Raw genomic sequence first — 12,113 nt, forward strand, 5'->3', positions numbered from 1 at the left:
TGATGAGGATGGGAAAGACGGGCCAACCCGGCCGCGCAGCATGCCATGCCTGGAATGGAATGATCGCGTCTGGGCAGATTCCTTACATCCAGCCGGCCCCTCGGCTGCTTCCCAACCTCCACATTCAGAGAAAGCGCGAGAAGAACGCCACCACCCTGCGTGGATATTCTTCGGGGGAGGCCTGCACGTAGCTTTCGTGCCCCGCGCCCGGCACACGCCACTTCTCCCAGGGGCCCTGACCCTGGCGAAGCAGGTTTTCCAGGGCTGCGTCCGGCACCCATGGATCCGACTCGCCTGCCACCAGCAGCACGGGGCGGCCCGCGAGCGCGGCCATGTCCCGCGCGGGTTGCACGGCGTTCACGTCCACGCCCGCGCGCTTCATCACCCCCAGCGCCGGCCACAGGCCCAGGGGACCCCAATGCCCCAGCTCGTCCTGGAGCGCCTGCGCGGGGGCCACCGCCGCGGCCTCCACCACCACGGCCTTGAGGCGCGGATCCTCCGCCGCGGCCTTCAGCACGGAGTAGCCCCCCAGGGAGAACCCGAGCGCGCCGATGCGCTTCGCATCCACCTCCGGCTGGAGCGCGGCGAAGTCCACCGCCGCCCGCACCTGGGCCGCCTCGCGGTCGCCGTACGTGGACACCGTGCCGCCGCTCTCGCCGTGCGCGCCCAGGTCGAAGAGCACCAGCCCGTACCCGGCCTTCGCCAGGAACCGCGCCTCGGGCAGGAGCTGCGTGCGGTTGCCCGACAGGCCATGGACCAGGACGACGAGCGCCCCGTCGCGTGGCGGCAGGTACCAGCCCTTGAGCTGGAGGCCGTCACGGTCCTGGAACGCCACGTCGCGCAGGCCCGCGAACTCCGCGTCCTTGGGAGGACTGCCCACCGGTTGCCGGGGCGGGTGCACCTCCTGGGAGATGTAGCGCGCGCTGCGCACCGCGACCCAGGCCGCCATCGCCAGCAGGGCCACGCCTCCCAGCAGGAGCCCGGCGACGAGCGGACGCTTCACGCGGACTCCCGAGCCACCCACGCGTCGACCTTCGCCTCCAGCACGTCCAGCGGAAGGGAGCCCGTCAGGAGCACCACGTCGTGGAAGGCCTTCACGTCGAAGCGCGTCCCCAGCGCGGCCTCCGCCTTGTCCCGCAGCGCGCGGATCCGCAGCTGGCCGACCTTGTACGCCAGCGCCTGGCCGGGCCACGCGATGTAGCGGTCCACCTCGTTGGTGACGTCCAGCTCCTGGCGGGGCGCGTTCTCCATGAAGAAGTCCAGCGCCTGCTTCCGCGTCCACCGCTTCGCGTGCAGGCCGGTGTCCACCACCAGCCGCACCGCGCGCCACATCTCGTAGGCGAGCTGGCCGAACTTGTCGTGCGGGTCGTCGTACAGGCCCAGCTCGTCGCCCAGGGACTCGCTGTACAGCGCCCAGCCTTCATCGAAGGCCACGTAGGATGTGAAGCGGCGGAAGTCCGGCACGTCCGTCTGCTCGTTGGCCAGGCACACCTGGAAGTGGTGGCCGGGCACGGCCTCGTGCAGCGTCAGGGGGACCATCTCCCAGACGGGCCGCGTCTCCGGGCGGTAGAGGTTCACCTGGAAGGTGCCCGGGCGCGAGCCGTCCGCGGCGGCCGGGAAGTAGAAGCCCGTCGTCACGTCCGGGGCCATGGCCTCCGCGATGGGTTCGACCACGTAGGGGGTCTTCGGCATCGTCCGGAACAGCCGCGGCAGCAGCGGATCGATGCGGCGGGCCAGCGCCCGGTAGCGCGCGAGCAGCGACTCGCCCGTGGGCTCGTAGAAGCGCGTCTCCGTGCGCAGCTTCTCGAAGAAGCCCTGGAGCGTGCCGGTGTAGCCCGTGCGCGCCATCACCGCGTCCATCTCCGCGCGCAGCCGCTGGACCTCCGCGAGCCCCATCGCGTGGATCTCCTCGGGCGTCAGGCGCGTCGTCGTGTGCCGGCGCGCGAGCACCGTGTACATCGCCTCGCCGTCCGGGAACTGCCACACGCCCACGTCTTCCGGCGCGGCGGGCAGGTACTCCGTGGTGACGAAGTCCAGGGCGCGCTTGAGCGCGGGCACCACGGTGTTCGCGATGGCGTCGCGCCCCGCCTGCGAGAGCCTCCGCGCGTCCTCCGGAGAGAACTCCTTCGGCATGCGGGTGAAGGGACCGTAGAAGCCGCTCTGGGTCGGATCCTTCACCACCTGCCGCTCCAACTGCGGCGGGATGCGCTGGAGCACGATGCGCGGGTGGATGCGGTGCTGGCGCATGCCCTCGCGCATCAGCGCCACCACCTGATCCGCGTAGGCGCCGAAGCCCTCCAGCCGCTTCACCCAGTCCTCGTAGTCCCGCACCGTCTCGAAGCGCAGGGTGTCCGCCAACTGGTACGCCGTCTGGAGGCCCGGCGGCATCTTGAGCCCCTCCGGCAGGCACCCCATCTGGTTCAAGGGCAGGAGGTGACTCTTCACCCCGTACTCTTCAATCCAGGTCTCGTGCATCCGGCGGAAGAGGTCCAGGTGCAGCCGGTCCGCGTCGCTGTCCAGCGCGGCGCGGTCCACGTCCTGGAGCCGGCGCAGCACGGCGTGGCTGTGCTGGTGATCCGCCTCCAGCGCCGTGAGGCTCAGGTCATCCCATCGGTCATTCCAGCGCCGGTCCCCCAGGAGCGACGCGTAGGTGGGGTACTGCTGGAGCGAGTACTGCCACTCCGCTTCCAGCAGGGCGTGCAGCGAAGCGGACGCGGCGCCGCGCTGGGGGACGGACTCGGATGACATGGACGGACTCCGGAAGGGAAACCGCGGCTAGACGAACAGCGAAGGATCGAACTCGTCCACGTTGACCGGCAGCAGCCGGGGAAGGGGGCGCTGGAACACGCGGGCGTTGAGCTCCAGGTCCACGACCTTCAGGCCCATGGGGGTGAGCTCGCGGAATTTCTGGCTCACGTACTCGCGCAGGCCGAGCACGGCGACCTGGCGCTTCTCCTCCAGCAGGGGCTTGAGCGCCTCCGCGAAGTCCGCGCCGTCATGGCTGGCCAGGCCCACCGCCGCTCCCGGGCGCTGGGTGCGGATGTTCTCCAGGAGCTTGAGGATGCCCAGGTCCACGACCTTCTGATCCGTCCGGCCGTGCAGCAGCGCCACCTCACAGCCCGCGGACTTCAGCGCGCGCACGAAGCCAATCATCGCGTCCGGCAGCTGCTCGCCACGCGCGTTGAGCACCACCACGCAGCGCACGGGCTTGGGAAAGTACGTGTCGCAGAAGGCGACCAGCCGGTCGAACTGCACCCGGTCCTGGGGCTCGGGCTTGCGCCCGACGATGTTGGAGACGGCCCAATCGACGTTCTCGGCATCGATGAGGACGTAGGATGCTGCGGCGGGTCGAGCGGATTGCATGGCGGGCACAATACGCGGGCTGCCGGCCGTTGGGGGTTTTCATCGACCCAGGCGAATTCGTTGGAACTCCTCCATCAGCAGCTCCGACACGCGCCGCACCCGGGGAATATCGAGCGCGGACTTCGCGCACACCAGGTGGGTCTGGCTCCGGGAGAAGGGCCCCAGGTCCAGCTCCAGCGGCACCAGCTGCGTGGGGCGGGTGAAGCGGTGCGCCATGCGCGCCATCACCATCGCGCCCAGGCCGGCCTCCGCCGCCGAGAGCATCACCAGGTAGTTGTCCGCCGTGAAGGACGGGGCGAAGCCGGGGATCATCGACTCCAGTTGAGGGTTGGGCGGGACGGCTTCGAAGGGGGGCGCCCAGGCCACCCAGGGCAGCTGCTGGAGCGACACGTTCCTTGGCAGCCGGGCCTTGAGGGCCTTGGACACGAAGATGGCGTTGGGGACCTCCAGCGTGTCCACGAGCTTCAGGTCCGCGCTCGTGGGAGGCCGTCCGCGCAGCGCGAGGTCCGCCTCACCGCGCCCCAGGTCCAGGTATTGAATCTGGGATTGCACCTCCAGGCGCAGGCCCGGGTGCTTCTGGGAGACGAAGGCGGCGAAGGGGGCCACGAAGTCGAAGCTCATGAAGGGCGTGGCCGTCACGCGCACGATGCCCCGGGGTGAGCTGTCCGCGGACTCCGCCGCGCGGTGCAGCTCTCCGGCCCACTCCGCCATCTTCTTCGCGGGCACGAGCAGCCGCTCACCCGCCGCCGTGAGCGCCGCGCCATCCACGCTGCGGCGGAACAGCGCCGAGCCCACCGCGTACTCCAGCGCGGCCAGCCGGCGGCTCACCGTGGGCTGTCCGATGCGCAGCCGCCGCGCGGCCCCGCTGAAGCTGCCCGTCTCCGCGATGGCGAGGAACAGCCGGGCGTCGTCCCAGGAGATATCCATGAATGGATGGCATCATGCCGTTTTCGCGGATTTCCATCCACGGGTGCATCGCGCATCTTGCCGCCTGTCCCGAACGCCCGGTGCCTCGCGCCGGAAGGAAGAAGGAGTCCGCCATGAAGTCGACCCTGCTCGCGCTCTGCCTCGGTCTCGCCGGGTTCACCACCGGCTGCGCCACGTCCTCGCACGCCGTCCAGAAGTCCGCGCTCGGCGTGACGCGGCCGGCGGACGCGCTGCTCGCGGAGCTGGACGTGCCGGGCCCGGTGGAACTGGAGACCGTCACCTCGTGCGACTGGGCCGTGGACCGGAGTGGGCTCATCAACCTGGACCACCCGGCGGCGAAGGCGGCGCACCTGGAGGACGGGGACGAGCCCGTGCAGGTCTTCTTCCACGCGCTGCGCCACCCGACGCAGGGGATGTACATCGTGGACACCGGCGTGGAGACGGCGCTGCGGGACGCGCCGGACCGTTCGGCGCTGGGCGGCATCATCACGAGCGCGATGCACATGGAGAAGATGAAGGTGCTGGCGCCCCTGGGCGAGTGGCTGGCGAAGCAGCCCCAGCCGCTCTCCGGCGTCTTCCTCACGCACCTGCACCCGGACCACATCAGCGGCATGGCGGACGCGCCGGCGGGGACGCCCGTGTACACCGGCCCGGGCGAGGCGGGCCTGCGCGCCTTCCGGAACCTGGTGGTGCAAGGCGCCACGGACCGCGCGCTGGAGGGCAAGCCGGCGCTGTCGGAGTGGAACTACACGGCGGACGAGAAGGGCCTCTTCGACGGAGCGGTGGACATCTTCGGGGATGCTTCCGTGTGGGCGCTCTGGGTGCCGGGGCACACGCCGGGCAGCACCGCGTACCTCGTGCGTTCCACGAAGGGGCCGGTGCTGCTGCTGGGCGACGCCAGCCACACGCGCTGGGGCTGGGAGCACGACGTGGAGCCGGGCACCTTCACGGAGGACGGGCCGCGTGGCGTGGAGAGCTTCAAGAAGCTGCGCGCCTTCGTCGCGGCGCACCCGGAGGTGGAGGTGCGCTTCGGCCACCAGCACTGAGGCGGGCTCCTCCCCGGAACGCACGGCGGTAGGCGAGAGGGCTGGTGGTGACGAAGCGATGGAAGTGTTCGCGGAAGGTGGTGGGCGAGTGAAAGCCCACCTCTTGAGCGACGGCCTCCACGGACCGGCCGGTGGTCTCCAGCAGGTGCTGGGCGCGGCGCACGCGGGCGCGCAGGAGCCACTGGAGCGGCGTGGTGCCGGTCTGTTCCCGGAAGCGGCGGCTCAGGGTGCGCTCGCTCATCGCCGCCTTCCGAGCGAGGGCCGGGAGCGTGAGCGGGCGGTGCAGGTGGTCCTCCATCCAGCGCAGGAGTGGCTCCAGCGACGCGCCTTCCGGTGAGGGCGGAGCGTGGGTGATGAACTGGGACTGGCCGCCGTCGCGCTCCAGCGGCATCACGGCCAGCCGCGCCGCGTCCGCCGCCACGGCGGAGCCATGGTCGCGCCGCACCAGGTGCAGGCACAGGTCCAGGCCCGCCGCCGCGCCCGCGGAGGTGAGCAGTTGGCCGTTGTCGACGTAGAGGACGTTCGGATCCACCTGGACGCGGGGATGACGCCGGGCCAGCTCCTCCGTGCCCATCCAGTGGGTGGTGGCGCGCAGTCCGTCGAGCAGCCCGGTCGCGGCCAGGATGAACGCCCCTGAGCAGATGGACGCGATTCGCGCGCCTCTATGCGCCGCCGCGCGGAGCGCCTTCAGGAGCTGGGGTGGAACGGGCGCGGAGACATCCGAGATGCCCGGAAGAACGATGGTGTCCGCGCGAGCCAGCGCGCCCAGACCGTGGCGGGTCTTCAGTTGGAACGCGCCCGCATGGACCTCTGGCGTCACGCTACAGACGCGGACCTGGTAGCCCGCGCGGCCGTCCGGCAGCCGCACGCGGCCGAAGACCTCGGTGGGAATCGAGAGGTCGAAGGGCACCACTCCATCCAGCGCGACGATGGCCACGGTGTGCATGGCGGGAAGATGACAGGGTGGGGGTGTTCCCGCCAGCCACCGAGTCGTGGCGGGAAGTCGTCGAAAGATGGCGTTTCCGCCACTCACGCTGGGGGCGGAACCCGTGTCATACGGACGGGGACTGACGGGCTCACGGTGAGGGTTCCGGGTGTTGCTCTATCGCTTGCTGCTCCTGCTGAAGTTCGTGGGTGTGGTGCTTTACGGCGGCGGGCTCGTGGGGGCGCTGGCCGCGACGGAGTCCGGGGACCGCAAGCGCGCGGTGCACGCCATCGCGTCACCGGGGTTGGTGGTGACGTGGACGGCGGGCTACCTGCTCACGCTCCAGTTCAACATCGCGCTGACGGAGGCGTGGATATTGGGCGGGTTGACGCTGTCGCTGGTGTCGCAGCTGGCACTGGTGGCCATGGCGTCCACCGGGCGGCGCACGCTGGCGGTGTCGCTGCTGGCGGCCGTGCCGTTCTTCTGCGTGCTGGTGCTGATGGTCTTCCGGCCGCGCTGGCCCTGGGTGGACACATGAATGCGCTGAGACAACTACGATGGGTGGCCTTCCTGGAGGGGATGTCCTTCCTGGGGCTGCTCTTCATCGCGATGCCGGTGAAGTACCTGTTGGATCAGCCCCTGGCGGTGCGGATTACCGGCAGCGTCCACGGGCTGTTGTTCCTGCTCTTCGTGTCGTCCCTGTTCCGCGCGGCCTCCGAACACGGCTGGACGGCGCGCCGTTCGCTCGCGGCATTCGGCGCGTCGCTGGTGCCATTCGGGACCTTCGTGCTGGACCGCTCGCTGCGGCGGGAGGAGCAGCGAGCGGAGGACGGCGCCACACCTACCGCAGGCGGAACGAGCCCTCGGAGATGATCAGCAGCTCCACGCCGGTGGTGGCCTTGGGGCCGAAGGCCGTCAGGGTGGCGGTGGCGCCGCCGCGCACCGCGGCGTCATAGGTGGCGTAGGCGTTGACCACCGCGTCCGCGAGCGTCGTGGCGGGCGCCTTGCCGGACTGTTCCAGCACCGTGCCCAACGCGGCTTCGAGCGTCGCACCCGCCTGCGCTCCCGCGTGCACCGCCGAATCGAAGGCGAGCTGGTTGCTGCTCGTCACCCCCAGCTGCGCGCCCATCACGGTCGCGCTGCCGCCGGTGGCGAGCTGGGTGTTGTAGGTCGTCCAGGCCGTCGCGGCGGCGCTGGCCGACGTGGCGGAGGAGAGGTTCGCGCGCAGCGACGTGGCGGCGGTGTTCGCCTGCTGCAACGTCAGGTCGGCGGCGCTCGCGCCCTGGAGCAGGGCCTTCACGGCGGCCTCGGTGGCCCGGGCCTCCAGCGCGGCTGCGGCCCGCACCGACGTGTCCGCGACCGCGATCCCCGCTCCCGAGGACAGCCGCGCGTCCACCGCGATGCGGTAGGACACGCTGGCCTCTCGCTCCGCCTGCTGGTCCTGAGCGTCGTTCGCCTGGGGCGTGGCCGCGCGCACCGCCGCGAAGAACGTGTCGTAGGCGCCCGCCGCGGACGGTCCTCCCGCATCCAGCGCCGCGTCCAACTGCGCGGACGCGTCCAGCGACGCGCTGAAGAGCTGCTCCTGCGTGACGACCACTCCCGCCCGGGCATACGCCTTGATCCGCGTCGCCTGCGCAGCCCTCACCGCCGCGCCGAGCGCCTCCACCGACTCCGCCGCCGTCGCCTTGAGCTGGCCGCGCACCGCCGCCGCCTGCTCCGCGTTCAGCCGCGCGCGCAGGTCCACCGTGTCCACGCCCTCCGGCGAGTCCCCGTCCCGCACCATCTGGACGAAGACCTCCGCCTCCAGCGAGGACTCACTCGTGATGGGCGGCGCCGTGCGCACGTCCTGACCGGACTGCGGCGCCGTGGAGTCCAGCACCGCGGAGCCCACCGTGACCTGGGACGCGTTCACCGCCTCGATGATCAGCCGCTGACCCGGGTCCTCCAGCTCCAGCGTGTAGCTGCCATCCGCCGCGACGTCGGCCTCCGCCAGCGTCGTCAGGTCGCCGGACGCCACCACGCGGCTGATCCGCACCGTGGCCGCCGCCGCGACCGTTCCGTCCCCGGCCAGCGCGGGCGCGCCGTCGGTGAGCCCCTGCGACTGCTGGCCCCCTCCATTGGTGACGTGGCCCCGGACCTTCACCTTGTCGCCGCCGCCGCAGGCAGCGAGCATCCAGCACACCAGTGCACCCAGAATCACTTCACCCGCGCGACGCGTCTGCATGTGTGGGGAACTCCCGGCCGGACGGAAACCGTCTCGGCGTCATGGACGGAATCAAGCACCAGGGGATCGGCTGGATTCAAGCCGCCGGTCAGCTCATCTTCTCGAGCAGGCTCCGCAGCTCGGCCTGCTCCGCCGCACTCAAGCGGCCGAGCCTCGCGCCGAACGCCTCCGACAGCAGCGTGAGCCCCTTCGCCGTCACCTTGCGTCCGGCAGGGGTGACCTGGAGCCGGTGCCGCCGCAGGTCTTCGGCATCAATCTCCCGGCGCAGGAAGCCCGCCGCCTCCAGCCGCTTCACGTACACCGTGATGGTTGGCTTCGGCATGCTCAGGGTCGCCGCCAACTCGGCCGGGTAGGGGTGCTCCTCCACCTGCGACAGCACGAACAGCTCCTTCGTGTCCAAACCCAACCCGGAGATGTCGGGGGAGACCCCCGCGATGACCGACATCAACAGGTTGTAGTTCAGCGACCAGATCTTCGCCGGGTCGATCTTCGACATGGGCCCTTGCGCGGAAATTGGTACAAAATTAAATCAATTCAAGGCTGAACCAATTCGGCCTCCCTGAAACGGTAACACATCCCCTGGAGACCCCATGCCTCTCGACCACTACGTGACGCTCGGCCGCTCCGGCCTGCGCGTGAGCCCGCTGTGCCTTGGTGCGATGACGTTCGGTGAAGACCTTGGCTGGGGCACCAGCGTGGAGGAGTCCCAGCACATCATCGACCGCTTCATCGAACTGGGCGGCAACTTCATCGACACGGCGAACTTCTACACGAAGAGCCATTCCGAGAAGATCATCGGTGACCATGTGGGCAGGCACGCCGCCCGGCGCGACCGCCTGGTCATCGCCACGAAGTTCAGCGGCAACCTCTACCCCGGCGACCCGAACGGGGGCGGCTCCGGCCGCAAGTCCATCATCTCTGCGTGCGAGAACTCGCTCCGCCGCCTGCAGACCGACTACATCGACCTCTACTGGCTGCACAACTGGGACAAGCACACGCCCATCGACGAGACGATGGCCGCGCTCGAGGACCTAGTCCGGGCCGGCAAGGTCCGCTACCTGGGCGTCTCCGACACGCCTGCCTGGAAGGTCGTCGAGGCCAACGTCACCGCGCGCTTCCGGGGCTGGTCGGCCTTCATCGGGTTGCAGATCGAATACTCGCTGCTCGAGCGCAGCGTGGAGCAGGAGCTGGTCCCCATGGCTTTGGAGCACGGGCTGGGCATCACCCCGTGGTCCCCGCTCAAGAGCGGCGCGCTCAGCGGCAAGTACACCCGCAAGAACGCGGGCCAGCTGAAGGGCGACCGCGGCGCCTTCATCGAGCCCTTCCTGAACGAGAAGACCTACACGGTCGTCGACGCGTTGGAGGCCATCGCCCGGGCGCATGAGAGCACCCCGGCGCGCGTGGCGCTGGCATGGGTCATGGCGAAGCCGGGCGTGGGCTCGACCATCATCGGCGCGCGGCGGATCGCGCAGCTGGAGGACAACGTGAAGGCCGCCGACGTGAAGCTCACGGCCGAGGAGATGGCCCGGCTGGATGAGCTCACGAAGCCCACGTTCGGGTTCCCGCAGAGCATGGAGCCCATGTTCCCCGCCATCCACAACGGCGGGACGACGGTGAACGGCGTCCAGCTGCCGGCCTCTGGCTTCGGCGTGCAGAAGGGCGACAAGGTCTACTGACCCTGCTCACCGGCGGGGCCGGGGCTTCGTGCCCGGCCTCGCCTCCTCGCGCGCGAACGCGTCCGCCACGAAGTCCACGAACACGCGGACGCGGGGCGACAGGTGCCGACGCTCCGGATAGACGACGAACACGTCGGACCCGGGCGAGTGCACCTCGCCGAGCACGGCCCGCAGCCGTCCGGAGGCCAGCGCCTGCGTGGCGACGAACTCCGGGATGCGCGCGATGCCCACGCCCTCCTGCGCCAGCGTCAGCAGCGCTTCGTTGTTGTCGGACGCGAAGGGGCCGGGCACCTCCACCTCCTTGCCATCCAGCCGCCACGGGACGCGCTGGCCGCCGCGCAGGTAGGCCAGACACGCATGGCGCTGGAGGTCCGCCACCTTCCGGGGCGTGCCGTGCCGGCGCAGGTACGCGGGCGAGGCGCAGATGACGGCGCGAGACTCCCCCAGCCGCCGCCGCACGAGCCGCGTGTCCGCGCTCTCTCCCATGCGCAGCCCCACGTCCACGCGCTCCTCCACCAGGTCGATGAAGCGGTCCGTGAGCCCCAGCGCGCACTGAATCTGAGGGTACGCTGCGAGGAACGCCGGCAGCCGTGGCACCAGCCAGTGACGGCCCAGGTCCATGGGCGCGGTGACGTGCAGCGGGCCCCGGGGACCCTTCGATTCACGCAGCTCGTCCTGGGCCGCGTCCAGCTCCGCCACGATGCGCTGGCCCCGCTCGAAGAGGGACAGGCCCTCCGGTGTCGGCTGGAGCCTCCGGGTGCCGCGCTGGAGGAGCAGCACGCCCAACCGGCCCTCCAGGCGGGCCACCGTCTTGCTGACGGCGGAAGGCGACACGCCCAGCGCCCGGGCCGCCGCGCTGAAGCTGCCCGTTTCGAGCGTGCGCACGAAGGCACCCAGCCCGGCGAGCGGCTCCTGGATGAGGGTCATTCAAGAACTCTAGGAACAGGACATGTGCCCGGCACGCCACTACCCGTCCATGAGGGAACAATGCAGGTTTCCTCCCATTCACGGGAGCGGATCATGAAAGTCTTCGTGTTGGGCGCGACGGGGTACATCGGCGGGTCGGTGGCGGCGCGGTTGATGGCGGCGGGGCACCAGGTGGTGGGCACCGCCCGGACGCAGGACAAGGCGCGGGAGCTGGAGGCGCGCGGCATCCAGGCGACGGTCGCTTCATTCGACGACCTGGACACGCTCGCGCGGCTGGCGAAGGAATCCGACGCGGTCATCAACGCGGCGTCCGCGGACGAGCGCAAGGTGGTGGAGGCGCTGATCGCCGCGCTGAAGGGCTCCGGCAAGCACTTCATCCACACCAGCGGCTCCAGCATCGTCGCCACCGACGCGGGCGGCGAGCTGACGCAAGGCGTGCACGACGAGGACACACCCATCGAGCCCGTGCCGGAGAAGGTGGCGCGCATCTCGTTGGACAAGACGGTGCTGGACGCCGCGAAGGACGGCATCCACACGAACGTCATCTGCCCGTGCCTCATCTACGGCAAGGGCCTGGGGCTGAATCCGGACAGCGTGCAGTTGCCGCCGCTCATCCGGTACGCGCGCGAGACGGGCACGGCGCGCTACATCGGCAAGGGGGAGAACGTCTGGTCCAACGTGCACATCGAGGACCTGGCGGACCTGTACCTCCTGGTGCTGGAGCGCGCGCCGGCCGGGACGTTCTATTTCGCGGAGAACGGCGAGGCGAACTTCCGCGACGTGGTGACGGCCATCGGCAAGAGCCTCCACCTGCCCGTGGGCAGCATGCCGCTTCAGGAAGGGGAGAAGCGCTGGGGCGTGGAGCTGGGGCGGCTGGCGCTCGCGTCCAACAGCCGCATCCGCGCGAAGCGGGACCGGGCGCTGGGCTGGAAGCCGCACCGGCCCTCCGTGTTCGACGTGCTCGCGGAGCTGAAGTAGCCGCGCCCTCGAAGCAGGCCGCGAGCCCGGCAGAGGCTCGCGGCCTG

Annotated in this window: 13 protein-coding genes; 5 read left to right on the plus strand and 8 right to left on the minus strand. The window is 70.4% G+C overall.

From position 1 onward, the window contains the following. Positions 1 to 124: 124 nt before the first annotated feature. From ACX114_RS13930 to ACX114_RS13945, 4 genes are read right to left on the minus strand one after another with little or no spacing between them, the layout of a single operon-like run. Entirely contained in the window at positions 125 to 1,003 is an 879-nt protein-coding gene (locus tag ACX114_RS13930) for an alpha/beta hydrolase (RefSeq protein WP_459298345.1), read from the minus strand. Beyond that, the gene (locus ACX114_RS13935; protein WP_459298347.1) at positions 1,000 to 2,748 is read right to left on the minus strand and encodes a DUF885 domain-containing protein; all 1,749 of its coding nucleotides are present in this window, start codon (positions 2,746 to 2,748) and stop codon (positions 1,000 to 1,002) included. The genes ACX114_RS13930 and ACX114_RS13935 overlap by 4 nt, the downstream gene beginning before the upstream one ends. A gap of 27 nt (positions 2,749 to 2,775) precedes the next feature. Continuing rightward, entirely contained in the window at positions 2,776 to 3,363 is a 588-nt protein-coding gene (locus tag ACX114_RS13940; RefSeq protein ID WP_459298349.1) for an NYN domain-containing protein, read from the minus strand. Between the two features lie 39 nt (positions 3,364 to 3,402). Then, positions 3,403 to 4,290 carry a LysR family transcriptional regulator gene (locus ACX114_RS13945; protein ID WP_459298351.1) on the minus strand — a complete coding sequence of 296 codons (888 nt, stop codon included), beginning with the start codon at positions 4,288 to 4,290 and terminating at the stop codon, positions 3,403 to 3,405. A 113-nt stretch (positions 4,291 to 4,403) separates the two neighbouring features. On the opposite strand from ACX114_RS13945, the gene ACX114_RS13950 reads away from it, so the two are divergent. Continuing rightward, a complete protein-coding gene (locus ACX114_RS13950) occupies positions 4,404 to 5,336 on the plus strand; it encodes an MBL fold metallo-hydrolase (protein ID WP_459298353.1) in 933 nt (310 codons plus the stop codon). On the opposite strand, the gene ACX114_RS13955 is transcribed toward ACX114_RS13950, so the two are convergent. Further along, on the minus strand, positions 5,269 to 6,282 hold the full coding sequence (locus ACX114_RS13955) for a GlxA family transcriptional regulator (protein ID WP_459298355.1): 1,014 nt from the start codon (positions 6,280 to 6,282) through the stop codon (positions 5,269 to 5,271). The genes ACX114_RS13950 and ACX114_RS13955 overlap by 68 nt on opposite strands. 148 nt (positions 6,283 to 6,430) lie before the next feature. On the opposite strand from ACX114_RS13955, the gene ACX114_RS13960 reads away from it, so the two are divergent. Together ACX114_RS13960 and ACX114_RS13965 are read left to right on the plus strand one after the other, a co-directional pair. Further along, on the plus strand, positions 6,431 to 6,799 hold the full coding sequence (locus ACX114_RS13960) for a hypothetical protein (RefSeq protein ID WP_459298357.1): 369 nt from the start codon (positions 6,431 to 6,433) through the stop codon (positions 6,797 to 6,799). Then, positions 6,796 to 7,134 carry a DUF3817 domain-containing protein gene (locus ACX114_RS13965; RefSeq protein ID WP_459298359.1) on the plus strand — a complete coding sequence of 113 codons (339 nt, stop codon included), beginning with the start codon at positions 6,796 to 6,798 and terminating at the stop codon, positions 7,132 to 7,134. Before ACX114_RS13960 ends, ACX114_RS13965 begins: the two co-directional genes overlap by 4 nt. Here ACX114_RS13965 and ACX114_RS13970 read toward each other — a convergent pair. Both ACX114_RS13970 and ACX114_RS13975 read right to left on the minus strand, forming a co-directional pair. Beyond that, the gene (locus tag ACX114_RS13970) at positions 7,103 to 8,485 is read right to left on the minus strand and encodes a hypothetical protein (protein ID WP_459298361.1); all 1,383 of its coding nucleotides are present in this window, start codon (positions 8,483 to 8,485) and stop codon (positions 7,103 to 7,105) included. The two genes, ACX114_RS13965 and ACX114_RS13970, sit on opposite strands and share 32 nt — an antisense overlap. Before the next feature lie 88 nt (positions 8,486 to 8,573). Continuing rightward, a complete protein-coding gene (locus ACX114_RS13975; protein ID WP_459298363.1) occupies positions 8,574 to 8,981 on the minus strand; it encodes a MarR family winged helix-turn-helix transcriptional regulator in 408 nt (135 codons plus the stop codon). Positions 8,982 to 9,075: 94 nt separating this feature from the next. Between ACX114_RS13975 and ACX114_RS13980 the strand changes: the two genes are divergently transcribed. Beyond that, positions 9,076 to 10,161 (plus strand): aldo/keto reductase, encoded by a 1,086-nt coding sequence (locus ACX114_RS13980; protein WP_459298365.1) that lies wholly within the window; start codon positions 9,076 to 9,078, stop codon positions 10,159 to 10,161. Positions 10,162 to 10,167: 6 nt separating this feature from the next. Here the strand turns inward: ACX114_RS13980 and ACX114_RS13985 are convergent, their stop codons facing one another. Next, entirely contained in the window at positions 10,168 to 11,088 is a 921-nt protein-coding gene (locus ACX114_RS13985) for a LysR family transcriptional regulator (RefSeq protein ID WP_459298367.1), read from the minus strand. 93 nt (positions 11,089 to 11,181) lie between these two features. Here ACX114_RS13985 and ACX114_RS13990 point away from each other — a divergent pair, with 93 nt between their 5' ends. Continuing rightward, positions 11,182 to 12,066 (plus strand): NAD-dependent epimerase/dehydratase family protein, encoded by an 885-nt coding sequence (locus ACX114_RS13990; RefSeq protein ID WP_459298369.1) that lies wholly within the window; start codon positions 11,182 to 11,184, stop codon positions 12,064 to 12,066. Positions 12,067 to 12,113 lie beyond the last annotated feature (47 nt).

The sequence above is a fragment of the Corallococcus sp. M7 genome (assembly GCF_054512695.1).

Bases quoted from the DNA above. Each gene is read 5' to 3' on its own strand.
- ACX114_RS13970 (WP_459298361.1), bottom strand. From the start codon at position 8,485: ATGCAGACGCGTCGCGCGGGTGAAGTGATTCTGGGTGCACTGGTGTGC.
- ACX114_RS13955 (WP_459298355.1), bottom strand. From the start codon at position 6,282: ATGCACACCGTGGCCATCGTCGCGCTGGATGGAGTGGTGCCCTTCGAC.
- ACX114_RS13965 (WP_459298359.1), top strand. From the start codon at position 6,796: ATGAATGCGCTGAGACAACTACGATGGGTGGCCTTCCTGGAGGGGATG.
- ACX114_RS13985 (WP_459298367.1), bottom strand. From the start codon at position 11,088: ATGACCCTCATCCAGGAGCCGCTCGCCGGGCTGGGTGCCTTCGTGCGC.
- ACX114_RS13950 (WP_459298353.1), top strand. From the start codon at position 4,404: ATGAAGTCGACCCTGCTCGCGCTCTGCCTCGGTCTCGCCGGGTTCACC.
- ACX114_RS13935 (WP_459298347.1), bottom strand. From the start codon at position 2,748: ATGTCATCCGAGTCCGTCCCCCAGCGCGGCGCCGCGTCCGCTTCGCTG.
- ACX114_RS13980 (WP_459298365.1), top strand. From the start codon at position 9,076: ATGCCTCTCGACCACTACGTGACGCTCGGCCGCTCCGGCCTGCGCGTG.
- ACX114_RS13940 (WP_459298349.1), bottom strand. From the start codon at position 3,363: ATGCAATCCGCTCGACCCGCCGCAGCATCCTACGTCCTCATCGATGCC.
- ACX114_RS13990 (WP_459298369.1), top strand. From the start codon at position 11,182: ATGAAAGTCTTCGTGTTGGGCGCGACGGGGTACATCGGCGGGTCGGTG.
- ACX114_RS13975 (WP_459298363.1), bottom strand. From the start codon at position 8,981: ATGTCGAAGATCGACCCGGCGAAGATCTGGTCGCTGAACTACAACCTG.
- ACX114_RS13945 (WP_459298351.1), bottom strand. From the start codon at position 4,290: ATGGATATCTCCTGGGACGACGCCCGGCTGTTCCTCGCCATCGCGGAG.